A 24,825-nucleotide genomic window follows, 5' to 3' on the forward strand; every position below is an offset into this window, starting at 1 on the left:
GGCCTTGTTTTCATTGAAAGCGGTGCGCGCATGAAATTCGCCAAGCCCGCCCTTTCCATTGCTGACCAGATCGCCCTGATCGAGCGCCGGGGCATGGCCGTGCCCGACCGCGCGCGGGCGGAGCACTATCTGCGTCATATCAGCTATTACAGGCTCCGTGCGTATTGGCTGCCCTTTGAAACCGCAGCCGAAGCCGATGGCGACCACGCTTTCAGAAATGGCGCGAGCTTCGACGACGCCGTCGCCCTCTATGTCTTCGACCGCCAGCTTCGATTGCATGTCATGGACGCGGTGGAACGGATCGAGGTCTCGCTGCGAGGCGCTTGGGCGCACCATCTCGCCGTCAAGTACGAACCGCATGGCTATATCGACGGCACCCTGTATGGACGCCAAGACCACTACGCTAAAGCGCTCGCCAGCCTGATCAGCGAAATCGAGCGCTCCCGCGATACGTTCATCGAACACTATCGCGCGAAGTATGACGATCCGGAATTGCCGCCCATCTGGATGGCGGCGGAGGTCATGTCGCTTGGTCAGCTGTCGAAATGGCTCGGCAATCTGAAACTCAGGGCGGACCGTCAGGCCATTGCGAAGCCCTATGGGCTGGACGAGAAAGTGCTCATCTCGCTCGCCCACCATCTCGCCCATGTGCGCAATATCTGCGCCCATCATGGCCGCCTCTGGAACAAGCAGTTCACGGTGACGATGAAGCTGCCCCAGTCGCCCGGCGCATTGAAGCTCGCCATGAACGCGGGCGCAAGCCGCCGCCTCTACAATACGCTCGCCACCATCGGCTATCTCATCGGCATTATCGCCCCCGGTTCAGACTGGCGGCGAAAGCTCATCACGCTGATAGATGAAACCCCACTCGCCGACACCGCTGCTATGGGTTTCCCCGCAAACTGGCAGCAGATGCCGGCCTGGAGGGTAGCCGCATGACTTCGCTACCTTTCCTCGAACAGTTCGCGGCAACGTACAAATGGGCGTCGCTGCCAGCAAAGCGAATCTTTCGATACGCCAAAGAACCGAACGCTGGCATGAAAGAAAATCACAGGCTCGCCTTAACACTTTCAGGCGTCATAGATCGGTCATTGGACGACATCGAAGGTCTGCAATCTTCCGATTATTCAACATATCAAATATTTGAATCCGATGATTTAGTTTTTAAGCTCATCGATCTTGAAAACATCAGGACAAGCAGAGTGGGCTACGTGCCTCGGCGTGGAATTATGAGCCCCGCCTATATCCGTCTTGTGAAAAATTCCGCCGAGGCTGCGTCGAAGTTTTATTATTGGTTTTTTTATGCGGCATATATCAACAACATTTTCAACGGCATGGGCGGCGGCGTAAGGCAAAATCTTACGCCTTCAGATTTGCTGCAATTCCCGGTCCCACTTCCCAACCGGGAGACACAGCGCGCCATCGCCGACTTCCTCGACCGCGAAACCGCCCGCATCGACCAGTTGGTGGAGAAGAAGCAGGCGCTTGTTGCGGCACTGAAACAGAAGATTACAGATATCGCTGATCTCTTGGCCACTGGGGCGGAAGACCCGCACCGCGCACGAACATCGGTCGATAGTCCATGGCTTTCAGAGATACCGACTGACTGGCAACTCGTTCGCGCGAAATTCTTGTTCGAAGAAATGAAGCGTCCTGTCGAAGTAGAAGATGAGGTCATCACGGCGTTCCGCGATGGTCAGGTTTGCCTGCGTTCTCGACGCCGGACTGAAGGATACACATTTGCCGAATTGGAAGTCGGCTATCAGCACATCTGCAAAGGCGATCTCGTCATCCACACTATGGATGCTTTTGCGGGAGCTATCGGCGTCTCGGAAGACGATGGTAAGTCGACGGGTGAGTATGCCGTTTGCAGACCGCGCAGCGAGGGAGTCATTCCAAAATTCTACGCCTACGCCCTAAGGTGCATGGCCCGCCGCAACTACATATTCGTGCTTTGTCCGTCCGTTCGTGAGAGAGCACCACGGTTCAGATTTGTTAGATTTGCTCCAGTATTCCTGCCAGTGCCGGCCAGAGAAGAGCAACTCGCAATCGTATCACGCATCGAAAGCGAAACCGCCCAGCTCAGAGCGGTTCAAGGCAAAACTTTAGAATCCATCGACCGCCTGCGCGAATACCGCGCGGCCCTCATCACCGCCGCCGTAACCGGCCAGATCGATGTTTCCGAATACACCCGCAAGGGAGAAACAGACCGGCGCCTCGACGCCATCGAATCGGAGATGCGCGCATGAAAGACGCTCAGAAACCAGACCATGTCAGCCTCAACACGCTGATTGGGCGCATACGCGAAGGCCGGTTCGTGATCCCGGACTTCCAGCGTGAATTCGAATGGGCGCCCTGGGACATTCGCGACCTGATGCGGTCCATATTCTCGGACTATTATATCGGCAGCCTTCTACTCTGGAAGGCGAAAGACCAGAATATCAAGCTGCTCGCCTGCGAAGGCCTCTATGGCTACGCGGGCGGCGGCTCGCCCGAATACATCGTTCTTGACGGCCAGCAGCGCCTCACGGCGATGCATTATGCTTTCCTTGCGCCCGACATGCCTCTGCCGAACCGCAAGAAGCTCGCAATCTACTATATACAGATTGACAAGTTCATGGCCGGCGAAACCGATGATGCGTTCGGTTACGAATGGATGTCGCAAAAGAGCTCAACCCTGCTGTCGACGCCCGAGCTTCAATTCGAACGAAACATCTTTCCATTGAGCGTTATTAGTGAAGGGGGTTACGAACTTTTTGAGTGGGCAGAGGCATATGGCAAGTACTGGCAGCGCCGAGCGGATGAAGCGACCGACGAGCAAGGCCGACAAGTCGCTTTGCAAAATGCGTCCAACGCGAAGCCCTTTGGAAAAGACATCAACGACACTCTAACGAATTATCAGATTTCCCATGTCGAACTCGACAAGGAGATCGGTGTCGAGAAGGTCTGTGACATCTTCACACAGATCAACAGCAAAGGCATTCAGCTCGACGTGTTCGACCTGCTGAACGCTCTGATGAAGCCAAAGGACATCCAGCTCAAGCACATGTACCGCGAGGCGCGGGACCGGCTAGGCTTTGTCGAAACGCCGAAAATGAATGTCTACATCCTGCAGGTGATGTCGATCCTGCGGCAAAGCTATTGCTCACCGAAATATCTCTACTTCCTACAGCCCGGTGTCGAGAAGCCAGTTCGGTTGCCGGACGGCACGCGCAGGCAAGACATTCTCGTCGCGGACAGTTCAGAATTCGTCACGCTCTGGAACCAGGCGGTCGATGCGCTGGAACGGGTGATCGCGCTGCTTCGTCATCCTCAGGAATACGGCGCGGTCGGCCAAGCCTACATTCCGTATGCGTCGATCGTTCCGGCTTTTGCAGCAATCAATACGCTCGTCAGCTTACAACCTGCGAAGCGCCAACTCTCTGCGAGACGCAAAGTCCGCCTATGGTATTGGGCGTCAGTGTTCCTCTCCCGGTACTCGAGTTCGGTCGAGTCGACTGCAGCGAGGGACTTCACCGCCATGCGCGAATGGCTGGCCAATGAAGAAGCCAAGCCCGACCTGATCGACGAATTTGCCCTATCATACCGGTCCATAGATATGCGCAGCGAAGTGAAACGCGGCTCGTCGATTTACAGCGCCATCTTCAATTTGTTCGTTTTGGCGGGCGCACGAGACTGGATGAGCGGTGACGTTCCGCCTTATGGTGATCTTGATGACCATCACATCGTTCCGGCCTGGTGGGGACGTGACAATAAGGTTGGCCCAGCTATCAATTCCATTCTCAATCGTTCTCCGCTGACTAGCGATACCAACAGAAACGTCATTCGCGAGAAGCTTCCAAACGAGTACCTTCCAGAACTGATCGCCGAAAACGGAGAGGCGGCAGTTCTCGCGATCCTTGAGTCTCATTTCATTAGCAAGACGGCTCTAGACATCTTGCTGAGGCCCTCTTTCACGCCGGACGATTACGAAGATTTTATCTCTGAACGTCACCGGACGCTACTCGACGGTATCGATAACCTTCTAATAAAGGAACGCCTCGATCTACCTGCCAATTTGCGCGCACTCGACGCGTCCATTGAGGAAATCGAGCTGGCGCTTCGGCAGGTGATTGTCGATTCTGTCCAAAATGATCCGGCAGTTCTGCCCCCGCACCTTCTTGCCAATGTACAAGATCGCATCCAACGGGCGCTTAGGAAAAACGCCGCCCTGAGCGCTGACCGGTTCGGCAAAGCCGACGGCGTGCTCGAACATTTCGATCTGCGCGAAGTCCAGGACACAATCCTGTCAAAAGGGCTTTGGGAGCGCTTTGCTGAGCGTTTCAAAAGCAAGGAAGCGCTTGGCCAGAAATTCTCTCAACTCGCCGATTTGCGTAACAGCATTCGCCATAGCAGAACCGTTGATGAGGTAACGCTCAAAGAGGGCGAAGCCAGCGTGCTTTGGTTCAGAAAGGTGCTCGCTGCATGAACACCTACAGTTCCGACAGCGTCCACCGTGAGAAAGTTCTGCAGAACCACCTCATTGACCAGCTTATTACCAACGAAGACTATCTCAGGCGCGATGCGAAGACCGACTATGACCGAGCGCTGGCGATGGACCGCGAACTGGTCGTTCGGTTCCTACGCGAAAGCCAGCCCGAAGAATGGGACAAACTCGTCTCGCATTATTCGGACTCCGCGGAAGACACGCTGTTCACGCAACTTACCAAGGCGCAGAAGGATCGCGGCCTGCTCGATGTGCTGCGCCAGGGCCTCAAGATCGTGCCCGGGATAAAGTTCTCGCTCTGCTATTTCCGGCCTGCGAGCACGCTTGAGCCCAAGCGCGTCGGGGAGTATCAGGCGAATATTCTCAGCGTGATGGATGAGGTCAAATACAGTGTCCGGAATGATAACCGGATCGATGTTGTCCTGTGCTTGAATGGCCTGCCCGTTGCGACCATCGAAGCCAAGAACCTGATGACTGGTACGACTTTCCGGCACGCCGAGAAACAGTACCGTAAGGACCGGTCTCCGGCCGGTGAACCGCTCCTGACCTTCCAGCGCGGCGCGCTCGTTCATTTTGCGATGGACGAGGACAATGTCTCAATGACGACGCGTCTCGCCAACGGCAAGACACGCTTCCTGCCGTTCAATCGCGGACGTGATCGCGGCGCAGGAAATCCTGATGTCGAGGACGAATTCCGCATTGCGTACCTTTATCGCGCGGGAGAGTGGGGCGAAGCTATCTTGTCGCGTGCAGTCCTGCTCGAAATCGTCGGCCAGTTCATGCATGTCGAGAAGTCCGGCAAGGAGGTCGTCATGATCTTCCCGCGGTTCCAGCAAGTGGACGCGGTTCGCAGGCTAATTGGTCATGCGAGGGAGAATGGCCCGGGTCGGAACTATTTAATTCAGCATTCGGCGGGGTCAGGGAAGTCGAACACAATTGGCTGGCTCGCCCACCAGGCTATCAATCTTCATGATGCGGCGAATAAGCCTGTGTTCAACACGGCGATCATCGTGACAGACCGGGTGGTACTTGATCGCCAGCTTCAGGAAACAGTTGCCCAGTTCGAACAGACCAAAGGCATCGTCAAAACCATCGACGGCACATCAAGGCAGTTGAAAGACGCTATCGCCAAGGGCGCGCGGATCATCGTCACCACGATTCAGAAGTTTTCAACCGATCACCTCAAGGCCATCTCCGGACAGGGAGCACGGACCTTCGCGGTCATCATCGATGAAGCCCATTCAAGCCAATCGGGCAAATCAGCCCAGGCGATGACCGACGCATTGACGCGCGAAGAGACGTCGAGTGACGATATTGAAGATCTGATCCTGGATTATCAGAAATCGCGCGGGCCGCAGGCCAATATCAGCTTCTTCGCGTTCACAGCGACACCGCGCAACGTCACGCTGGAGCGTTTCGGCATGAAAGGCCCAGATGGGCTGCCTCAGGCGTTTCATGAGTATTCGATGCGACAGGCGATTGAAGAAGGTTTCATCCTCGACGTTCTGCAAAACTACATGACTTACAAAGCTTATTACCAGCTTGAAAAAACGATCGAAGACGATCCGGAGCTAAGCGGGCGCAGGGGCCAGCGGAAGGTTGCGAGGTTTGCTTCCCTGCATCCAACGGCGATCGGACAGAAGGTGGAAATCATCGTCGAGCACTTTCGACGCCATGTTGTGCGTGAGTTGAACGGCCAGGCGAAAGCAATGATTGTGACGCAGAGCCGCGAGCATGCGCTTCGATACTATTTCGGGATCAAAGCCTATATCGAGTCTGAGAAGTACTCAGACCTTAGGACGCTCGTCGCATTCTCGGGCGAACTAAACAATGAGGGGGAAACCTATACAGAAGCCGATCTCAATGGGTTCAGCGAAACAGAGCTCCCCGGTCGCTTCGACGGATTCAAGCCCGACGGCTCCCCTTACCCCGAGACCTACCAGATCCTGATCGTCGCCGAGAAATACCAGACAGGCTTCGACCAACCAAAACTCTGCGCCATGTATATCGACCGCAAGCTTGCAGGGCTTCAGGCCGTCCAGACCCTGTCTCGTCTCAACCGTACGAAAGCCGGTAAGGAGCGCACGCACATTCTCGATTTCCAGAATTCCATGGAAGATATCCAGGCCGCGTTCCGGCCGTTCTACGAAACGACATCGCTTGAAGCCATGTCTGATCCCAATCAGGTTTATGAGCTCGAAGGCAGGCTTTTCAAGTTTGGCTATCTCGACCGGGGCCAGATCGATAGATTTGCCCAGACATTCTACGCCGGGGCACTTACCAGCAGTGACCGCGCACGGCTGGAAGGCCTCGTCCGTGAAGCCGTGCAGCGCTTTGTGGCCGATGAGGACGAAGGACGGCAGGAAGAATTCCGGCAGCTGCTTAAAAGCTATATGCGATTTTACGGCTTCGTTGCGCAGGTGATCCGCCTTTCGGATACGTCGCTCGAGAAACTCTACAGTTATGCGTCATGGTTGTCGCGCCTCCTGCCTAATCGTGAAGTGCCGCCTGATATCGAGATCACGGAAGAGATGCTCCGACTCCAGGCCTTCAAGGTTGTGCAGAAGGAACGGGGCAACGCATCGCTCTCACCCGGCGACAAGGAAGCTTTGAAGGCCATCAGCGAATTCGGCGCGAAACCCTACACAGAAGACGAACAGCGAGAACTGTCAGAGATCGTGAAAGCCTTCAATGACCGTCATGGCACCCAATTCACTGAAAACGACTTCATCCGGTACGAGCCTACCTATCAGGCAACGCTCAACGAAGACATGACCGACATGCTTCGAAACAATGCTCCGGATGTTGTCTATTCAGCCTTTTCGCAAGCTTTCTTCCAAGGCGCAATTCGCATGTTCCAGCGGGACAATGACATGCGAGACATTGTACTAACGGACCCAGCCGCCAGGGACAAACTGATCCGCTTTTTCTTCAACCGCGCGCTGCGCGAGGTCAAAGGCGAGGCCGCATAATGCAGGCTTCGGTCAGCGCCCGCGACCCCTCTGGCCAAAGGACAGTGGGAAGCGCGGGTGCGCGACCTGCCGGTGAGCCCCAGCCCCATGCCTAAAGTCGGACTTTCTGATCCCTCAGTGAGACGAGCCGGGCCGGCCAGAAGAACGGCCTTTCCCCACACCAACACGTCCACTCCGGCCGAACAGCCCCGCCTCCGGCGGGCAGGTCGCGAACAAACCAGCACGCTTTCAGAAAATCTCCCTCAGTATGCATTCGTGTGCCTGAGCACCTCTGCCGCCCACCACTGCATCATCTCCACACGCTCGACCCAGTAACGCGCCCGGTTGTAGATCGCCCTGACCGCTCTCGTATCGACGTGTGCGAGTTCTGCCTCGATCGCATCCGGGTTCCAGCGTCCGCTTTCATTGAGCAAAGTTGAAGCTGTCGCCCGGAATCCGTGCGGCGTCATGAGCTCGCCTGGAAAGCCCAGCCGTTCGAGCGCCGCGTTCATCGTGTTCTCGCTCATCGGCCGCTCGGGATCCGTGACGGCAGGCAAAAGATAATCTTCCGGGACGCTCGTACCGCGAAGATCAAGCAGGATGTGAAGTGCTGCGGGCGGAAGGGGCTTTCGATGCTCGCGGCGCATCTTCATGCGCTCGGCGGGGATAACCCAGACCGCCTTGTTGAAGTCGATTTCGGCCCATCTGGCATGCCGGAGCTCTCCGGGCCGCGGAAACAGGAGCGCCATGAGCTTCAGGGCGTTCGCCGCTCCTCCCCTGCCCTCATAGCGCCAGATCGCCCGCACCAGGCGGCCGAATTCATCCTCCTCGGTGATGGCGGGCATATGCCTGACCTTCGGTGAGATGAGCGCGCCGCGCAGAACCGGTGTCGGATCCGTCTCGGCGCGCAGGGTAGCCACCGCGTAGCGGAACACTTCGCCTATCGTGGTGCGCAGGCGCTTGGCAGTCTCGTAGTTGCCTTTCGACTCGACCACTCTGAGGACGGCGAGAACGTCACGGGGCCGGATGTCAGTGATGGGCATGATGCCCAGTTCTGTCCTCGCGAAGTCGAGGAGCCAGGCCTTTTTCGAGAGCGTGGTTTCGGCAAGACCCTCAAGCCTGCGCTTCTCCAGGAACTCGTCGGCGATCACATCAAACGTGGTCGGGGCACGACCGCGCCGACGTGCCTTTCGCGACTGCTGAACGGCGCCAGGGTCCACGTCCTGTCTGAGGAGACGCTTGGCCTTGGTGCGGAGGTCGCGGGCTTCTTCGAGCGTCACGATCGGCCAGGCGCCGAACGAGAGCGTCTTCTGCTTGCCCTCGAAGTGATAGTTCATACGCCAGAGTTTTGACCCGTTCGGCCTGATGAAGATGTAGAGCGCATGACCGTCCGAGCGCTTGTAGGACTGTTCCCGAGGCTCGAAGCCTTCAATCTCGGAATCGGTGAGCGGCATGAGTTCGTCGATCAGGTCGTTTTGGAGGGTGCCGGACCTTACCAAACGCCACCGCGACGGGGCAACCGTCGATGGTATCGAAAAATGAATTTATTCAATGAAAACAAGCTACTGGTGCCCAGAAGAGGACTCGAACCTCCACTCCCTTGCGAGAACTACGACCTGAACGTAGCGCGTCTACCAATTCCGCCATCTGGGCACGGGGTAGGAAGGCGGGGTATTACGGTTCGAAGCCAGAAACGTCAACGGCAAAACTGCTCTGACTCGACGTCGTTTTTGCAGTCTCGCTTCCTGTAGCTCGACTGCATTGCCCCCTACGCTGAGACTTGACCTCAGAGCTTCAATCGGCAATCGCCCCTCGCGAAAGCACGACCTCATTCCCAACCCGCTCCGCTTCCAACCCGAACATCATCACCAGCGACCCGACAAAATCCTCCTCTTCACCGACGCGAAAGCTCCCGCTCAGGCGCTCCGCGCCGATGTCTGGATCGTCGATCCGGATCTTCATTCGGGAGTACCTGTTCAGTTCTGCCACGACATCCACCAGTGACATGTCGTCGAACCACACGGCACCGCTCCGCCACAAGTTCGCGTCAGACGGATCGATTACTGAAACCGACTCCAGTCCATCGTCCCGGATGACCAGCTTCTCTCCCGGCACGAGCGTTCGCCCGTCATCGACTTCCCGGGTGGCGGGACGAAACAGTCCCCACAATTCGGGCGCGTCCGGAACAGGCGTCACGACAACAGAACCTTCCAGGAGGGTGACTTCAACGGAACCTGCTTTCGCATACACGTCGAACACGGTGCCCAGGGCTGTTGTCTGGCTGCTCCCCGCCTCTACAATGAAAGGCCGCTCTTCCTTCTCAACCTCAAACAGGGCCTGCCCGTGGACCAGCCGGACATTGCGCTGCGTCCCCGTGAAAGTTACGTCAGCCTTCGTGTCGGTGTTGAGCGTCATCACCGATCCATCGGCCAGATCGAAGCTGCGCTGCTCGCCGACAGAGGTTGAATATCTGATAGGCTCGGGGCGAAAGACAGCCATTGGCGCAATGACCGATACCGTCGCCAGCACGAAGGCCGCTGCAATGCCAGCTATCCAGGCGGTCCTGGACCGCACCAATCGACTGACCGACCCTGTCGGCTGCCCGCCGCCGCTCACATCGGATTGGCCCATCCCGCCGTAAGCACGGGACGTTCTCTGAAGAACAACCAGGCTTGCCTCGATTTCACGGAACGCGGCAGCGTTATGCGGGTCGCCCTCCCAGTCGAGAAAGTCTTCCCAGGTCTCGATACTGACGTCCGGATCCTGCAGGTCGCTGTACCAGCGCGCGGCCTCGCCGAGCCTGCCGGGATGATCCTTGCTGCACGTCATGTGTTTTACTCGGTCTCGCTCGGACGGCGCTGGTCTGCACGCGCAAGGCTCTTCGAGATGGCGGCCAAGGCATCGGTGATATCGCTCCGCACCGTTCTCGGTGAAACCGAGAGACGCCGGGCGATCTCATTATGGGTCAGGCGCTCGAACCGGCTGAGACGCAGGGCCTCCCGTTGGCGATCTCCCAGCGCGGCAATGGCCGTCTCCGCAATCGCCAGCAATTGCGCATCAATGACTTGCGTCTCAGGCGTCGCTGACCGCGAGCAGGCGAGAGACTCGCCTATGTCGCCAATCTCGGCCGACGATCGCCTTTGCCTGGCATAGCCTGATTTGAGATAATCCAGCGTGAGATTGCGCAGAGCCGTGAAGAGGAGCGGTCTCAGCTCGTCAATCCCCTTGTCGGGATAGGCCCGCCTAACAGACAGGAAAGCATCCTGGACGAGGTCCTCGGCGTCCGCAGCATGGCTGATCCGTATCCGGCAGAAGCGAAGCAGCTGGTCATATTGAAGTCGAAAGATCTCGTCGAGCGCCGCACTGCCCCGTAGCGCGAAAGACTCCCCCACCAAGGGACGTCTCGCAGCCCGCGTATTACCAGGCTCCTGCATCGTCATTTGCGATCCGTCGGCCAGTAAACACCCTGTCCGCTTTTCCGGGCGAGCGCTTCGGCAACTTCCGCAATGGCATCGGCGAGGTCCTTCTTGACCGTCGAGCGTGACACAGACAGGCGCTCTGCGATCTCGTCATAGGTCAGCTGTTCGAAACGGTGGAGTTTCAGCACCTCCCGGCGGCGAGGCGCCATAGCCGCGATGGCCTGCTCGGCAATGGCCAGCAATTGCACATCCATGAGCTGGGTCTCCGGCGTCACCGTGCGGGGACAGCCGAGGCGGTCGTCGCTCCCCAACAATTCCACCGATGCCTGCCGGCGTTTCGTATTGCCCGATTTCAGGTAGTTGAGGGTCAGGTTCCGGAGCGCCGTGAACAGGAGTGGCCGAAGCTCGTCGACCCCCTTGTCGGGATAGGCCCGCCGGACCGCCACGAACGCATCCTGGACCAGGTCTTCGGCTTCGGGCGCATCGCCAGTCCGGATGCGGCTCAACCGAACTAGCTGGTCAAACTGGGCGCGATACAATTCAGTGAGCACCTCTGCGCCAGTAAGATCGTCAAGCTCATGCCCGGATCGCAGAGTGAGCCCACGATCTCCGTCGCTGCTCGACTGTAATTGCCACTTCGCCACGGGCTTCAGTCTGGCCGCTCGATCAGGCATGGATCCCAGCCTCCACCGTATCTGCAAGCCCAGCGTCCGAAGGGAACGAGTCGCGCCTGCCAGCCAGTCCCGCGTTCACAAGCAATTCTGCAATGTCCACTTTCCCAATCTCCGGCATGTCAATTTTGAGTAGTATACTCCGTGGTTGTATACTACTCAACCGGCGCATTCTCGGACCATGGACATTCGGGAAATCTTCGCGCTCAATCTGAAGGCACACCGGAAGGCCAAAGGTCTCTCGCAGGAGGAACTGGCTCACCTGGCAGGCATAGACCGCACATACGTCAGCTTGCTCGAACGCCGCATCTATAGTGCGAGCATCGACGTCCTCCAACAACTCGCCACAGCCCTCGAGATTGAACCCGACGAACTCCTCAAACGTCCGCGCAAGGCCCGGAAATAGATGCTTTGATAGCAAATAGGCGAACACTATGGTGAGCCGTGTTGTCTAACTGCATTTGAGTGCGATCTGGCGACATCTTCACTGAAGAGACCATTTCGGCCTCGAACATTCGCTCTCAACATGTGTGCAAATTTTGGAGTAGCCGTTCTACTCGTCATCATTCCTCTCCACGATCGCGCATAAATAATCCCAAAATGGGATTATCCACTATTGGGATTACGAGGGCAACTGGTTTTGTCCGTGGTGCCGTGGTGAATAAGACTCTTCGAACTCCCGCACATCGCAAGCTCGTTCAGGAACTTAGGAAAGCCCGCCGCGAAGCCGGACTGTCCCAGCAACAAGTTGCTGAACTGCTCGGCGTTCCACAGTCCTATGTCGCAAAAATCGAGCTCGGAGAGCGCCGAATCGACGTGATTGAGTTTCTGAAACTTGTGGCGGCTATGGATGCATCCTGGATGGAAATCCTGGGGCGGGTTGACTCAGCTGACCAACCCTGAAGATCCAGAACATTGCGAGTGGAAATGGCTGCGATGGGCGCATAACGTGACCGTACCTGCCCTTGCCACTATCGGTTCAAGTTAGTCCGATGCAGAATCCGACCTAAAGCCCTGAAGCATAGAGTTTGAACAAACGCTCTCGACACGCGGGTATCGGTCACCAAGGGCGGCGCACGTCAGGAATTTATTGAGGATATGTTCAGCGGCGGCGTCGTCGATAGTGTCCGCGCCCGAGATTAGTATATTTGCGTCACCATGTTCCCGCGCGGACACGCTTTCAGTTCCGGCATGACGCATGAGTTGCCGTCATGAAAGGAAAGCGGTTGCCCGTAATAGTCATCCTCGAGGAATTGCCAGATGCGTTCGCGCCCTCGAGCGGCCTCGCTCCGACCTTGGTAAGGCTACGACCGACGACGCATACGACACCGACCCGAATTGACGAAAACGTCCTTATCAACAAACTGGATATACCATCGCAAAGCCGCAAAACTGTGCAGGAAAGCAGGACCACCTCACCCGTCGAAATTCAAATTTCGCTTTCGAGAACCCGGGGAGTTTCGGAGAGCTCGACCATAGACAGACGGCCCAATTCACCTTATTCTTCATGGTATATACTAGATTGCCGTAGAATAGAGCAGCGTTTAGTGGCGCCGAAAAAGACCCCACCCTGGTGGCCGTTTTTCAACCCACCTGGGTCCACAAACCAGCCAGCTAACAACGTAATCCTAGTATCGTGATTCCAAGGTAGCTTTATAACAGTATCATGGTGGCGCCAAAAACGGCGATCGCCAGCCCATTTGCCTGCCTTGTAGTTTGGTCAGTATGTCGCCTATCTGGACGGCGAAAGGATACACCTATGACCAAAATACAGCTCAAAACAAAACCGCCTCGCATGCCTGCTGAGGGAGAAGGCGAGAAAGTACGCAATCAATCGTCCCATACAAGGATTTGGGGCGCCCAAGTCATGTCTCACGGATACACTGGCGTGCCGAACGTGCTTCTACGTTCTCAGCATCGGCTAGGCTTAAACAATACGCAGATGATGATCGTTGTGCAGCTTCTGAGCTATTGGTTTGATCCTAGCAACGTCCCTTTTCCAACCAAGCAACAGCTTGCCGACAGACTAGGTATCAAAAAGAAAACAATTCAAACTAACATGAAGGCACTGGAAGACAGGGGCTATCTCAAGCGTGAGCAGATGACCACCAGTCAAGGCGACTACGGCTCTAATCGTTATCACCTAAAGGGGCTTATCCGGAAGGTTAAGGAACTTGAGGTCTCTTACGCCGAAGAGAAGGCCAAGAAGACTGAGGCGCGCAGGAGCACTGAATTACCCGCTCACAAACGCCCTAAGCCCTAAAACAAATAACCCCGGGCGCATGCAAAGCAGAGGCGACACCGGGGCGTATGGCCATTACGTAGCCCACCCTACCCTACTATTCAATGAATAATTCCCGGAAATATGCACAATGACCCCCGACGAAGCCCGCGACATTCTATCCCCTGAACGTTTCTCGACATACGAAACGTGGGCTGCCGCGCATGGCCGGGATGCATTGAATATTTACGAGTGGAACATCCGTCTATCCAGCGCGCTCTACCCATCCTTACAGAATCTCGAAGTAACTCTGCGTAATCAGATACATAGGGTGATCTCCCGGACGAATGGGGCGAATTGGATTTTAAACAGGCCAAACTACCTCACGCACAGCCAACTGCTGAAGATCGAAGAAGTGCGTAACCAACTACCCATGGAGCGCAAGGACCAATCTCCTGGACAAGTGATCGCAGGTTTAAGTTTTGGGTTCTGGACTCCATTCTTCAGTAGTAGCGCGGAAGGTCTTTGGCGGACGCATCTTAGAAATATTGTTGCGCGTCCCGCACCGGCAGGCATCAATCGGAAGTCCTTTTCAGCGCCGCTAGACCGCATCAGACCGCTGAGAAATCGAATTGCGCATCACGAACCTATACTTCACCTGCCCCTCAGTGATCTGCACTCAGAGATCGTGGGGCTCACAACCCTCCTGCACCCGGCTTCTGAAGCCTGGCGGCAACGCGTATGCACTTTTGCGGATACTCATCAGCAGTTTCTTGCTGAATGTCCGAACGAGTTTGATAAGAACTGAAACACCGCCGCACGCCACCAACATGCTCGCTTGCATGCGAAAGTATTGGTGACCCATACTCTCAGTACCGCTTAGGCATCCTTATGCGCAGCATCAAGCCAGTCCTTGTGACAACCTTTGGCGCCATTTTGGCAATAGGATGGGCAGCGCCGGTTGGCGCCGATGAAAACCCTTTCGAAGGCACAAATTTTTGCATGTTGGTAGACGCACGAGGTGTCACTGCAACAAGCGACGTTATAGGGTTTCTTTGGCAGGAACCGCCGAAAGCTTTTAAAATTACTGTACTCAAGACGAGTAACGCCACCTATATGGCCGCCGTTGACACCGGAGAGGCGACATTGATTTCCGGCGCTTATGTGTCTGATCAAAGCGGCCGACAGTTTCATGGAGAAGGCCATTTGGGGTTCTTGTGGCTCAACCCATCAAACACTCAAGCGACATTTGTTTCGATGAGCACAGCAAGCTCGGGACAGGACGCCTGGTTCGTGCTGAAAGCCCAATGTTTCAAACAGGACTAATAGGTTTGGTGCAGCTCACCAGAAGCGCCTAAAGCGCCCCTACCCCACCGCAGTCCGCCAAGAGCACGTTCGTGTCCTCAAATCTTGTCGTCATAAGACCGACAGCTGTCGACCTATGAAAAGTACTCAAAATCTACCTAACGACGTATTTTGCGAACATATCATAAACAAATCAGGATATAATAAGGTACAAAATTCTTGCTATTCCGCTGGGTTAACTCTACCTATGGACGACGAGGGAAACCCACAAGATATCGGAGCCGAATATGTCACACACTTGGGATGCAGAGCGCTCGAAGAAGCGCATAGCGGCTGCGATAAAAGCAGTCGCAAAAGTCGAAATTGCTGATTACAAACGAGAATTCTCGCTCGATAGCATTCCAATAAATAAAGCCTACAGAATGAACGCTGCGCATTTGTACGCAGATATCGTCAACTTTGACGACATGTTGAATGTTACCGACGACGAAGGTACAACTTGCCATCGTCGAACTCTACGTTTCCTCAATCTCCATTATCGTGCAGTTCGTCGGGTGCTTGATCGGGTCGATATGACCCGAGTAGACTTCCACAACCAACGCCTCCACGCGATCTGTTACAAACCGTACGGCTCCGATGAAGAAAATGAAGCGGACAGGGTTCACCTTGCCGTTTCGGTCGCCAAACTAATTATCGACGTCTTGGCCAATACTGGCGATGACGACGAGAAAATCCCCAATGCAAAGGTTCGAGTCGGGATAGACACAGGCACTGCTCTGGCCGTGAACAATGGACGGCGAGGCGGGAGAGAACCCCTATTCCTTGGCTCGCCTGCAAACCAAGCGGCAAAGCATGCAGCTGCTGGAACGAAAGCTGGAGTGTTCCTCACCAATCAAGCGCGAAAAATTATTGGCTTGCCGGAAATTGACGACCATCAGGCCGTACCTCTCAGCTCAGGAGAGATAGCAGTCTCGCAAGAAGCGGCTCATCTCGATGTATCTGTTGACGACATCGTATCCGAATGGCGCGACGATCTCGAAGCCCATCCAATCGGTACGTTCCAATTCGCCCGCCACACACCACCATTGAAGAACTTGGACATTTCAAACTTGACGCCAAAGAACTCGCGTCGGCAGGAGGCGGTTTCGATATACGCCGACTTAGACGGCTTCAGTGACTTCGTTGCAAAAAATACCGATGATGACGAAGGCGCGAAGGCCGTTGTTCGCGCGCTCCATGTTATTCGTTCCGAACTCGACGCCAGTCTTTCAAGCGACTTCGAAGGACGACGAGTTCGTTTTATCGGCGACTGCATCCACGGCCTGATTTGCAGTGGGACAGCACAAACAACGGATGAAGAAGCCACTGTTAGCGACGCCACCTTGTGTGTAGGGGCTCTGCGCAGCGGTTTCGATCTGGCGCTTGGTGAACTTGCCGCCAATGGGGTGGCAATTGATGGGTTAGGGCTTCAGATTGGTTTCGATCTTGGGCCTGTTAGCGTCACCAGACTCGGAATTCGTGGCGATCAGATTCGATGCTGCGTCGGTCGCGCGGTTCGCAACTCAGAACGAGAGCAAATGCGCTGCGGGTCAGACGAAACGTCGATCGGCAATAGCGCTTATGAGGCAAGTACATCTGCGGTTCGCGGCCTTTTCGGTAAGAACCGCAAAATCGCGAACTTGGATTACAATGAGGCCGTTGAAGCTTTGTCCTCTGAAGGCGACGGAACAGCAGAAACGGCGAAGAAAGCGTCTTTGAACATAGCTTCCCCCGCCGTGGTTAGAGCCTCGGAGACGGTCATCCGCCCGCATGCCATCAAAGACTAAAATCAAGCCCGGAAAGTCCGCCTTGGATCTTGTCGCCCAGCAAGCGACAGTGTTGCGCGCTACTTTGATCACGAGAAGCAGACAAGAAGCGGTATTTTCACTCCCGGTTCGATCCGTGGACGGCCATACAGATACCTACTCTCTATCGGTTCGAGCCATTGGCAGTCGCCTCAAAGTCAGCGAACAAGCGCCCGCATTACTCCCCGATTGTTGCCCGAACCGACACATTAATTCAGACGGCTCCTTTTGTCTGTCCTGGTCCCTCCACCAACCCATACATGTAACCGACCTTCAGGCTGCTGAAGCTTGGTGGATGACCGTCTATCGATTTCTTCAGCTGCAGCGACGCGCGGCGAAGGCTAGAAAATGGCCAACAAAGGATGACTGGGCCCACGGTGACGAAGCTGCTCGCGAGCAAATGCGCGCTGAGAATGCGGCCGAGATCCTAGGACCTCATTTTCAAGATCGACTGCGAAATCGCGATCTACGCGTCGAAAAAAAAGGCCACTTCTACCGATTACTCACTTCGGAGGGGGCTCGTATTTATTCAGTCTGGATCGAACACAAACGAGTCGCCACCTTGAAGCAATACTGCTTTTGCCCGTCGGGACGCGCTAAGAAGTCTATCCTGCGAAGTTGCAGCAACCACGGAGCAGCTGCTGCGGACCTCGTTTTTGGGATTGTGAGCAGGGAACACGAAGAGAAAGAATTCTGGCGATCTCTTCACGGACGGGCTTGCTGCAAGACTCTAAATAACTGCCCCCTACAGTAGAAAGGTTCCGACTAATCATGTCATCGAAATGGATCGATCGTTTTCAGAATTCCTCTGGCCCAACTAAAGAGGCTGTTGACGCGATGCGTCGTCAGTCCGTCCTTCGCGAATGTCCAGAGTTGGTTGAAAGATTTCTGGAAGTAGGAGTCCTGGATCAGTTTGACCCTGGTCGAGACCTCATAACGGAGGGCGCCGAAGACACCGACGTGTATTTTATATTGATGGGTCGCTTTGAACTTCGGGTCAAAGGGAATGTTCTCGGAGAACGAGGCGTCAACGATATGGTAGGTGAATTAGCGCTGCTAAGGCCGTCAAACAAGCGGAGCGCCACGCTCACTGCGGTCGATCCAAGTGTTGTTCTAAAGGTGAGCAAAGAAGACTTTCAAGCCCTGGCCGAACCGAGTTCCGCTTTCTGGAAGAACGTCGCAGAGGTAATTAGTGACCGCTTGGATCTTCGGAATCAAATGCTGCCGAATGCTAATGAGCGACCAATTGTACTCGTAGTGTCGTCCGGTGAGGCGATAGACGTCGTCCGCGAGATCGAAACGAACCTCGGTGAAGACGGAACAATTGGAGTCGAGCCGTGGAACAAGATATTCGCGATATCGACCTATCCCCTAAGTCAGCTCAAGGCTGCCATTGATCGCGCCGATTTTGTGATAGCAATCATGCGTGGCGACGACGTTCTGGTTAGTCGAAGCAAGAAAGCAAAGGCACCTCGCGACAATGTTGTACTCGAATTCGGTATGGCGCTCGGCTCCCTTGGCCTGGACCGTTCAATCATGCTGGTTCCGACCGATGCGCAAGTGAAACTAGCCAGCGACAACGATGGGCTCACGTATGTGGGCTATAAGGAAAATGACAGCGAAAATTCGCTTCGCATAGCCTGTAACAAGATACGAAAACACATCGGAGACTATGGGGTGAAGGACTAGCGCTCTGGTTTGCGTGCCAATTGCGTGCCGACTGAAACCCACATCCGGCGATTCCGTGGCGCTAGTGCCTTGAAAAGAATGGTGCCGCTAAGGTGACTTGAACACCTGACCCTCGCATTACGAAACAAGGGCGCGCTCAGCTGATTTCAGCGTATCAACAATACCGGCCCCAACCACCCATCAATCGCCTCCGCCACATCCCGCTTCAGATCCGCATACTCTGCCCGGATATAGTGCTTGCGTGCAACGCTCGCCGTCTGTCCATGATTATGCCAGATATCGAGCCAGCGTTCGTCGATCCCGGCATCAATGAGATGTGTCTTCATCGTGCGGCGCAGGTCACGCGGATTCCAGTCCGGGAATTTGAGCTGCTTGTTCAAGCGCTTCGCGCCGCGTGAAATGGCTGCCATGGTGAGTGGTTCGTCCGGGTCGCGAGGATTGGACATAAGGTAGGGCGAGCGCGGGTGCGCCAGTTCAAGACAGCGCGCAACGAGTGGGTCAGCGGTCTTGGTAATCGGCAGTTGATGCGACCTGCCGTTCTTTGTCTCAGGCAAGAGCAGCCAGCCATCGCGCCAGTTCGCGGCGAGACTCATTGTGACTTCCGTCACGCGCAGGCCGCCCATGGCGATCATCAGTTTCAGGACGCGGTGTGTGGGATGGTTCTCGTCCAGCGCATGCCAAAGCGCTTTCAGTTCGTCGTTTGACAGGAACCGGTCGCCCGGTTTGTTCCTGGGTGTCGTCGGAAGCTGCTCGGCGATATTGTAGGTAATACCATAGTCCCTCGCGCCGCCGCGATAATCGTAACGGTTCTTCACCGCCCATTTCCAAGCCGTGACAATGTAAGAGCGAAGATGCGGTGCATAGTTCGGACTCCGGGCATAGCCCTCTGCCATCCAGGCCTGCAGGTCCTGGATCGTCACATCCCCGGCGCGCGGCATACCGCCGTGACGGGCGACCAGAAAGGGCAGGAGAGCATACTTCCCGTCAATCAGCGTACCCTTGACGCGCCCATAGGATGTCACACCGCGCGCCTGCATGTCGGCGACATAGTCGTGAAAGAAATTGGCAGCGGATGCGGACACGGCATCGGCCACCTCCTCGGCCCGCGCGGCCGGCGTCGGCGCCAACGCGCGCATTTCCCGGAATTCTCCGGCGCGCGTTCTTGCTTCTCTCAGGCCGATCTCGGGATAGGCGCCAATGCGGACCCGCACCGGCTTGCCGCCCAGCTTCCGCACCGCCGAAAAAGTCTTCGCACCGGTCCTGGCCACACGCACTTTCAGGCAGGATTCGATCGTGTCGGAATAGTCTCCGGCGTCGGTCACAGCCGAAAGCCAGGTGTCCGTAAGGCGCAGTTTTACCATGAGTTTTTCGTCTCCGGTTACCGTATAGTTACCACGGAGCCATTTGTGAGCAAAGTCTAACTTTTGCACATTTATAATACATTGTTTTAATAGAGTTTTTGGTGACCCCGGCGCGATTCGAACGCGCGACCTACAGATTAGGAATCTGTTGCTCTATCCTGCTGAGCTACGGGATCATCGGGTTCAGCGTATAGGCCAAGCCGGCGCGAGATTGAAGCCTTTCCGGTGGTTTTCGTAGGGCAGGCGAATGCTATGACAGGTCGGGTCGCGGTGGCGGCCGAGGGCAGTGCGGGAGGGTCAAGGATGTGGTAGGGGGGTGGCAGGGTCTTCTGGTCCTGGCGCTGGCGGCGCTGGCCGCCTGCAGCGCGCCTAACCCGCTGTCCGAAACCCAGCCCGGCGAGCGTGGCCGCGTGGTGCGCGTGATTGATGGCGACGCGCTGGTGCTGGACACCGGACAGAGCGTGCGGCTGATCGGCATCGAGGCGCCGGCCGGGCCCTACAAGGAGCGGGAGGGGGCACCCTATTTCGCGGAATCCCGGCGGATGCTGGAAGACATGGCACTGGGCCGCGAGGTGCAGCTGTTCTATGCGGGCCTGACGCGCGACCGGTATGACCGGACGCTGGCGCATGTCGTGACGACGGATGCGCTGGGGCCGGACCTGTAGCTGAACCGGGAGATGGTGGCCCGCGGCGGCGCGCGGGTGCGGGTATACACGGACACATCCGTCGCCAATGAGGCCTTGCTGGCACCGGAACGCGCGGCCCGCGAAGCGGGGCGGGGCCTGTGGGGCAAGGCGGCCTATCGCATTCCGCAGGCGAGCCGCCTGCCGGAGACGTTCGCGCGGTTCCAGCTGGTTGAGGGGATCGTGGAGGAGCGGCTCCGCACCGAGGAACAGGGCGCGTCCTGCGAACTGGGCCTGACGGGATCGGCGCTGACCCTGGAGATCAAGCGCAGCGCGGCGGCGCTCTGCCAGGTGGCGGCAGGCGCACATGTGCGGGCGCGCGGCTATGTCCATGCCGGAAAACTGGAAATCGGCCACACCCTGAACCTTGAGGCACTGGCGGAAGACCAGGCGGCAGGCATTCACAAGCGTGTCAGATTGCCCGATACAGGACGTGGACGCATGCAGCAGGGAGACACGCGGATGATGGGCACCTCTATCCTGATCGGCCTGGCCATACTGGTCTTCGTGGCCGTCGTGGTGATTTACAACGGCCTCGTCAACAAGAACCAGATGGTCAAGAATGGCTGGGCCGATATTGATGTGCAGCTGAAACGCCGGGCCGATCTCATCCCGCAACTTGTGACGACCGTGAAGGGCTTTGCCGCCCACGAGAACTCGCTGTTCGAGGATGTCGTGGCCAAGCGCGGCGCGGCGCTGGCCGCTGGCGACGACCCGCAGGCGCGCGGGGCAGCCGAGTCCGCCCTCTCCCAGCCCGTCGCGCGGCTGGTGGCGGTGGCGGAAGCATATCCGGAACTCAAGTCGGACCAGAACTTCCTGGACCTGCAGAATGAGCTGTCGGACACCGAGAACAAGATCGAGATGGCGCGGCGTTTCTTCAATGGCGCCGTGCGGGAAATGAATACGCGGGTGCAGAGCTTCCCGGCGAACCTCGTGGCCGCCATGTTCGGGTTCCGGGAAAAGGCCTTCTTCGAAATCCAGACGGCCGACCGCGCCCTTCCCTCGGTCGACTTCAAGGGGGAATGATCGTGTTAGGACGCATCCTGATTGCGCTGCTTGCGGCGCTGGCTGTCGCACTGGCGGCCCTTGCCGATGAGCGGATCAACCAGTTCGATATCGATATCGATGTCCGCACGAACGGGGATATCCTGGTCAGCGAAACGCTGAAGGTGACGTCGGAAGGCTACCAGATACGGCGCGGGATCCTGCGCAACCTGCCCAGGTACTATGACGATGACGGTGCCCGGCTGCCCTATGACTACAAGATCATGCAGGTGACGCGGAACGGTGCGCGCGAACCCTATGCGACAGAGACAGACGGCAATGCACTGATCCTCCGGATCGGGTCGGCTGATGTCTTCCTCGAGAACGGGCAGCACACATACGAGATCACTTACCGCGTCAGGAACCAGGTGCGCCATTTTGACGGCCATGACGAGATCTACTGGAATGCCACGGGCAATTACTGGGACTTCCCGATTGATGCCGCGACCGCGACGATCACCTTGCCGCCCGGCGCGCGGGTGACGGCGCTGGACGCCTATACGGGCGGACTGGGCACGGCCGGAAAGGACTTCACGCATCGTGCAAGCGGCGGCACCCATGTCTTCGAAACGACGCGGGTGCTGCAATCGGGTGAAGGCCTGACCGTGGCGCTGGGCGTGGAAAAAGGCCTGATCGCGCCGCCGTCCAGCGCCGACCAGACGCGCCGCTGGTGGCAGCGCAACGGATCCCTCGCCATCCTGATCGCGTCACTGCTGGGTGTGTTCGCCTTCGCGTGGCGCAATTTCGACCGGGTCGGGCGCGACCCTGTGAAGGGGCCGGTCTTCCCGCGCTATGAGCCGCCGAAAGGCTATTCGCCGGCGGCCGTTCACCAGATCTATTACCGCACATTGTCGGGCCACAAGGCATTGATCGCGACGCTGATGAACCTAGCAGTGAAGGGCCATCTGACGATCGAGGCGGGGAAGAAGAAGGAAACCACGCTGGTGCGCACACCAAGCGCGGAAAAGCCGGCAGAGATGACCAAGGAAGACCTGAAACTGCGGGACGCCCTGTTCAGCGGCGGAAACGCCAAGACCTTCGGCAAGACATATGATGCCGGCTTCACATCGGCCTACAATGCCTTCCAGCGGTCGCTATCCAGCCACTACGGCAGCAAGTATTTCAGGTGGAATATCGGCTATTCCATCATTGCGGCCCTGCTGTCGGTTGGCGCTGTCGTCTTTGCGGTTTCGCAGGCCACGCTGTGGTCGTGGTGGCATACGGGCGTGCTGATCTCGCTTGCCGGGCTGAATGTATGGTTCATGTACCTGATGCCAGCGCCGACGCGGAAGGGGCAGGACGTGCGCACCGAGATCGAGGGTTTCAAACTGTATATGGAGACGGCCGAAAAGCTGCAGCTGAACGCCGTTGAAGTGGGCAGCGAAGCGCCGCCGCCGATGACCACCGAGCGGTATGAAACCTTCCTGCCCTATGCCGTGGCGCTGGGCGTGGAAAAGCCGTGGACGAAGCATTTCGAACGCCTGCTGCCGGAAGAGGCCGCCGCCTATCACCCCGGCTGGACCAATATGTCGTCCGGGGGCTTCCGCAACATTGGCGAGATGACCAGCGGCATGGTCAGCACGATGAGTTCCGGCGTGTCGAGTTCGATGCCGCAAAGTTCCAGCTCGTCAGGGTCTGGCGGCGGCGGGTCGTCCGGTGGCGGCGGAGGGGGCGGAGGGGGCGGCGGCTGGTAACGCCTAGACGTTGGGGATGAGGCCCGAGGTTTCAGGATCGCCGACAATCCGCACCAGCGCCTTGCGTAGCTTGCCGAGCGCCTGGTGTTCAATCTGGCGGACGCGTTCCTTGGAAATGCCCAGCTCATGGCCGAGCGCCTCCAGCGTGACGCCATCCTCGCACAGGCGGCGCTGCAGGATGATGTGCGTCTCGCGCGCGTTGAGGGCTTTCAGCGCATCGGCAATCCATTCCTTGCGGCGGTCGCCATCGCGCTGGGCCATGACCTGTTCTTCGGGAATGGCCGACTCGTCGGCGATAAGATCCTGCCACTGGCCATCGCCATCAGCCGCCATCGGCGCGTTGAGCGAGCGGTCGGAGGCCGCCATGCGGGAGGCCATGGATTCGACATCGCGCAGTGGCACGCCGAGATGTTCTGACACCCAGGCGGTGTTCTTCCGCGTCATCACGCCATCATCGGTGTCGTCAATCTGTGCGCGCAGGCGGCGCAGGTTGAAGAAGAGGGATTTCTGGGCCGACGTTGTGCCGGTGCGGACGATTGACCAGTTGCGCAGGACATAGTCCTGGATGCCCGCACGGATCCACCAGGTGGCATAGGTCGAGAAGCGCACTTCGCGGGAGGGTTCAAACCGGGCGGCCGCCTGCATCAGGCCGACATTGCCTTCGGAGATGAGGTCTGACATGGGCAGGCCGTAATTGCGGAACCGCCCCGCCATGGAGACGACCAGCCGCATATAGGCGGTGGTGAGTTCGTGCAGGGCCGCCTCGTCTTCCTCCTCACGCCAGCGGCGGGCAAGATCAAGCTCGTGTTCCTGTTCCAGCATCGGGGCCTTCATCGCCGTCCTGACGAACTGGCGGTCGGCTGAATTGCTGGAATCATAGGCACTGGCCATGACGTGCGTGCTCCTGAACTGCCTTCGGTGATCTTGTTTCCTGTCATGCTTACGCCTCAGGCCGCCCGATGGATCATCCGGCGGGCGATATTTTACACCGGCCTGCGCCCGGCTTGACCGCCTGCGGCCTGCGGGCGTAGGAATGGCAAAAGAACAATACCGGAACGAAAGCGCGCGCCATGCAGGACGCCAGCCTAACGCAGCTTGATGCCAGCCTGCCGCCGAGCCGGGCCGGCGAGATCGCGCGCGGCGCGCTGCGCCTGCTGGCGGGGCTCGGCTATTGCGGCGTGTTGGAGATGACGCTGGCGAACAATCGCCGGGCGGACATCGCGGCAGTGGGCCCGGCGGGCGAGATTGCCATGGTGGAGATCAAGTCGAGCGTTGCGGATTTCCGGTCTGACTGCAAATGGCGGGACTACATGCCGTTTTGCGACCGGTTCTATTTTGCCGTGATGGCGGACTTTCCGCAGGACCTGATCCCGCCGGAGACGGGCCTGATCGTGGCCGATGCCTTTGGCGGGGCTGTGATCCGCGAGGCGGTGGCAGACAAGCTGTCAGGCGCGCGG

The 24,825-nt window shown here is 57.4% G+C and carries 22 protein-coding genes and 2 tRNA genes; 16 read left to right on the plus strand and 8 right to left on the minus strand.

The window, feature by feature from the left end; all coding sequences use genetic code 11:
• Positions 1-30 precede the first annotated feature (30 nt).
• The 4 genes from VR74_RS20025 to VR74_RS20040 are packed head-to-tail and all read left to right on the plus strand — an operon-like array spanning position 31 to position 7,458.
• Positions 31-939, plus strand: coding sequence for an Abi family protein (locus tag VR74_RS20025; protein WP_045699839.1), 909 nt, complete (start codon positions 31-33; stop codon positions 937-939).
• Positions 936-2,249, plus strand: a complete 1,314-nt coding sequence (locus VR74_RS20030; protein WP_299951524.1) for a restriction endonuclease subunit S — start codon at positions 936-938, stop codon at positions 2,247-2,249. Before VR74_RS20025 ends, VR74_RS20030 begins: the two co-directional genes overlap by 4 nt.
• Positions 2,246-4,468 carry a DUF262 domain-containing protein gene (locus VR74_RS20035; protein ID WP_045699841.1) on the plus strand — a complete coding sequence of 741 codons (2,223 nt, stop codon included), beginning with the start codon at positions 2,246-2,248 and terminating at the stop codon, positions 4,466-4,468. The genes VR74_RS20030 and VR74_RS20035 overlap by 4 nt, the downstream gene beginning before the upstream one ends.
• Positions 4,465-7,458, plus strand: coding sequence for a DEAD/DEAH box helicase family protein (locus VR74_RS20040; RefSeq protein WP_045699843.1), 2,994 nt, complete (start codon positions 4,465-4,467; stop codon positions 7,456-7,458). The genes VR74_RS20035 and VR74_RS20040 overlap by 4 nt, the downstream gene beginning before the upstream one ends.
• A gap of 242 nt (positions 7,459-7,700) precedes the next feature.
• On the opposite strand, the gene VR74_RS20045 is transcribed toward VR74_RS20040, so the two are convergent.
• The 5 genes from VR74_RS20045 to VR74_RS20065 all read right to left on the minus strand — a co-directional run bounded on the left by VR74_RS20045 (position 7,701) and on the right by VR74_RS20065 (position 11,530).
• Entirely contained in the window at positions 7,701-8,891 is a 1,191-nt protein-coding gene (locus VR74_RS20045) for an integrase arm-type DNA-binding domain-containing protein (protein WP_045699844.1), read from the minus strand.
• A 112-nt stretch (positions 8,892-9,003) separates the two neighbouring features.
• Positions 9,004-9,090 (minus strand) — tRNA-Leu (locus VR74_RS20050).
• A gap of 141 nt (positions 9,091-9,231) precedes the next feature.
• Positions 9,232-10,266, minus strand: coding sequence for a FecR domain-containing protein (locus VR74_RS20055; protein WP_045699846.1), 1,035 nt, complete (start codon positions 10,264-10,266; stop codon positions 9,232-9,234).
• A 5-nt stretch (positions 10,267-10,271) separates the two neighbouring features.
• A complete protein-coding gene (locus VR74_RS20060; protein ID WP_299951527.1) occupies positions 10,272-10,829 on the minus strand; it encodes a sigma-70 family RNA polymerase sigma factor in 558 nt (185 codons plus the stop codon).
• A 44-nt stretch (positions 10,830-10,873) separates the two neighbouring features.
• A complete protein-coding gene (locus tag VR74_RS20065; protein ID WP_299951530.1) occupies positions 10,874-11,530 on the minus strand; it encodes a sigma-70 family RNA polymerase sigma factor in 657 nt (218 codons plus the stop codon).
• 178 nt (positions 11,531-11,708) lie between these two features.
• On the opposite strand from VR74_RS20065, the gene VR74_RS20070 reads away from it, so the two are divergent.
• The 8 genes from VR74_RS20070 (at position 11,709) to VR74_RS20100 (ending at position 18,586) form a co-directional block, all read left to right on the plus strand.
• Positions 11,709-11,933, plus strand: a complete 225-nt coding sequence (locus tag VR74_RS20070) for a helix-turn-helix transcriptional regulator (RefSeq protein ID WP_045699850.1) — start codon at positions 11,709-11,711, stop codon at positions 11,931-11,933.
• A gap of 194 nt (positions 11,934-12,127) precedes the next feature.
• Positions 12,128-12,430: a helix-turn-helix transcriptional regulator gene (locus VR74_RS20075; RefSeq protein ID WP_299951533.1), complete on the plus strand. Its 303-nt coding sequence runs from the start codon at positions 12,128-12,130 to the stop codon at positions 12,428-12,430.
• Between the two features lie 856 nt (positions 12,431-13,286).
• Positions 13,287-13,790: a helix-turn-helix domain-containing protein gene (locus VR74_RS20080; RefSeq protein ID WP_299951536.1), complete on the plus strand. Its 504-nt coding sequence runs from the start codon at positions 13,287-13,289 to the stop codon at positions 13,788-13,790.
• Positions 13,791-13,899: 109 nt separating this feature from the next.
• The gene (locus VR74_RS21435) at positions 13,900-14,556 is read left to right on the plus strand and encodes an Abi family protein (RefSeq protein WP_299951538.1); all 657 of its coding nucleotides are present in this window, start codon (positions 13,900-13,902) and stop codon (positions 14,554-14,556) included.
• An 83-nt stretch (positions 14,557-14,639) separates the two neighbouring features.
• Positions 14,640-15,074: a hypothetical protein gene (locus VR74_RS20090; RefSeq protein ID WP_299951541.1), complete on the plus strand. Its 435-nt coding sequence runs from the start codon at positions 14,640-14,642 to the stop codon at positions 15,072-15,074.
• A gap of 266 nt (positions 15,075-15,340) precedes the next feature.
• Positions 15,341-16,879 (plus strand): adenylate/guanylate cyclase domain-containing protein, encoded by a 1,539-nt coding sequence (locus VR74_RS20095; protein WP_045699858.1) that lies wholly within the window; start codon positions 15,341-15,343, stop codon positions 16,877-16,879.
• On the plus strand, positions 16,863-17,651 hold the full coding sequence (locus VR74_RS21635) for an E2 domain-containing protein (protein WP_366462953.1): 789 nt from the start codon (positions 16,863-16,865) through the stop codon (positions 17,649-17,651). Before VR74_RS20095 ends, VR74_RS21635 begins: the two co-directional genes overlap by 17 nt.
• A 17-nt stretch (positions 17,652-17,668) precedes the next feature.
• On the plus strand, positions 17,669-18,586 hold the full coding sequence (locus VR74_RS20100; protein ID WP_299951544.1) for a TIR domain-containing protein: 918 nt from the start codon (positions 17,669-17,671) through the stop codon (positions 18,584-18,586).
• Positions 18,587-18,732: 146 nt separating this feature from the next.
• On the opposite strand, the gene VR74_RS20105 is transcribed toward VR74_RS20100, so the two are convergent.
• On the minus strand, positions 18,733-19,947 hold the full coding sequence (locus VR74_RS20105) for an integrase family protein (protein WP_045699861.1): 1,215 nt from the start codon (positions 19,945-19,947) through the stop codon (positions 18,733-18,735).
• Positions 19,948-20,046: 99 nt separating this feature from the next.
• Positions 20,047-20,123: transfer RNA gene (locus VR74_RS20110), tRNA-Arg, on the minus strand.
• Between the two features lie 129 nt (positions 20,124-20,252).
• Here VR74_RS20110 and VR74_RS20115 point away from each other — a divergent pair.
• The 3 genes from VR74_RS20115 to VR74_RS20125 all read left to right on the plus strand — a co-directional run bounded on the left by VR74_RS20115 (position 20,253) and on the right by VR74_RS20125 (position 23,368).
• Positions 20,253-20,612 carry a thermonuclease family protein gene (locus VR74_RS20115; protein WP_299951547.1) on the plus strand — a complete coding sequence of 120 codons (360 nt, stop codon included), beginning with the start codon at positions 20,253-20,255 and terminating at the stop codon, positions 20,610-20,612.
• Between the two features lie 483 nt (positions 20,613-21,095).
• Positions 21,096-21,656 (plus strand): LemA family protein, encoded by a 561-nt coding sequence (locus VR74_RS21640; RefSeq protein WP_045699901.1) that lies wholly within the window; start codon positions 21,096-21,098, stop codon positions 21,654-21,656.
• Positions 21,657-21,658: 2 nt separating this feature from the next.
• Positions 21,659-23,368, plus strand: a complete 1,710-nt coding sequence (locus VR74_RS20125) for a DUF2207 domain-containing protein (RefSeq protein ID WP_299951553.1) — start codon at positions 21,659-21,661, stop codon at positions 23,366-23,368.
• Between the two features lie 3 nt (positions 23,369-23,371).
• Here the strand turns inward: VR74_RS20125 and VR74_RS20130 are convergent, their stop codons facing one another.
• On the minus strand, positions 23,372-24,259 hold the full coding sequence (locus tag VR74_RS20130; protein WP_045699865.1) for an RNA polymerase factor sigma-32: 888 nt from the start codon (positions 24,257-24,259) through the stop codon (positions 23,372-23,374).
• 179 nt (positions 24,260-24,438) lie between these two features.
• Here VR74_RS20130 and VR74_RS20135 point away from each other — a divergent pair.
• Positions 24,439-24,825, plus strand: a 387-nt coding sequence (locus VR74_RS20135; protein ID WP_045699867.1) for an MmcB family DNA repair protein, incomplete at its 3' end; no start/stop codon positions are given.

The sequence above is a fragment of the Hyphomonas sp. BRH_c22 genome, assembly GCF_000961795.1.
Classification (GTDB): Bacteria; Pseudomonadota; Alphaproteobacteria; order Caulobacterales; family Hyphomonadaceae; genus Hyphomonas.

Excerpts from the sequence above, each read along its gene's own strand:
- VR74_RS20075 (WP_299951533.1), top strand. The coding sequence starts at position 12,128 with ATGGGATTATCCACTATTGGGATTACGAGGGCAACTGGTTTTGTCCGT.
- VR74_RS21635 (WP_366462953.1), top strand. The coding sequence starts at position 16,863 with ATGCCATCAAAGACTAAAATCAAGCCCGGAAAGTCCGCCTTGGATCTT.
- VR74_RS20105 (WP_045699861.1), bottom strand. The coding sequence starts at position 19,947 with ATGGTAAAACTGCGCCTTACGGACACCTGGCTTTCGGCTGTGACCGAC.
- VR74_RS20035 (WP_045699841.1), top strand. The coding sequence starts at position 2,246 with ATGAAAGACGCTCAGAAACCAGACCATGTCAGCCTCAACACGCTGATT.
- VR74_RS20025 (WP_045699839.1), top strand. The coding sequence starts at position 31 with ATGAAATTCGCCAAGCCCGCCCTTTCCATTGCTGACCAGATCGCCCTG.
- VR74_RS20030 (WP_299951524.1), top strand. The coding sequence starts at position 936 with ATGACTTCGCTACCTTTCCTCGAACAGTTCGCGGCAACGTACAAATGG.
- VR74_RS20045 (WP_045699844.1), bottom strand. The coding sequence starts at position 8,891 with ATGCCGCTCACCGATTCCGAGATTGAAGGCTTCGAGCCTCGGGAACAG.
- VR74_RS20070 (WP_045699850.1), top strand. The coding sequence starts at position 11,709 with ATGGACATTCGGGAAATCTTCGCGCTCAATCTGAAGGCACACCGGAAG.
- VR74_RS20130 (WP_045699865.1), bottom strand. The coding sequence starts at position 24,259 with ATGGCCAGTGCCTATGATTCCAGCAATTCAGCCGACCGCCAGTTCGTC.
- VR74_RS20100 (WP_299951544.1), top strand. The coding sequence starts at position 17,669 with ATGTCATCGAAATGGATCGATCGTTTTCAGAATTCCTCTGGCCCAACT.
- VR74_RS20090 (WP_299951541.1), top strand. The coding sequence starts at position 14,640 with ATGCGCAGCATCAAGCCAGTCCTTGTGACAACCTTTGGCGCCATTTTG.
- VR74_RS20040 (WP_045699843.1), top strand. The coding sequence starts at position 4,465 with ATGAACACCTACAGTTCCGACAGCGTCCACCGTGAGAAAGTTCTGCAG.
- VR74_RS21640 (WP_045699901.1), top strand. The coding sequence starts at position 21,096 with ATGGGCACCTCTATCCTGATCGGCCTGGCCATACTGGTCTTCGTGGCC.
- VR74_RS21435 (WP_299951538.1), top strand. The coding sequence starts at position 13,900 with ATGACCCCCGACGAAGCCCGCGACATTCTATCCCCTGAACGTTTCTCG.
- VR74_RS20080 (WP_299951536.1), top strand. The coding sequence starts at position 13,287 with ATGACCAAAATACAGCTCAAAACAAAACCGCCTCGCATGCCTGCTGAG.
- VR74_RS20095 (WP_045699858.1), top strand. The coding sequence starts at position 15,341 with ATGTCACACACTTGGGATGCAGAGCGCTCGAAGAAGCGCATAGCGGCT.
- VR74_RS20055 (WP_045699846.1), bottom strand. The coding sequence starts at position 10,266 with ATGACGTGCAGCAAGGATCATCCCGGCAGGCTCGGCGAGGCCGCGCGC.
- VR74_RS20065 (WP_299951530.1), bottom strand. The coding sequence starts at position 11,530 with ATGCCTGATCGAGCGGCCAGACTGAAGCCCGTGGCGAAGTGGCAATTA.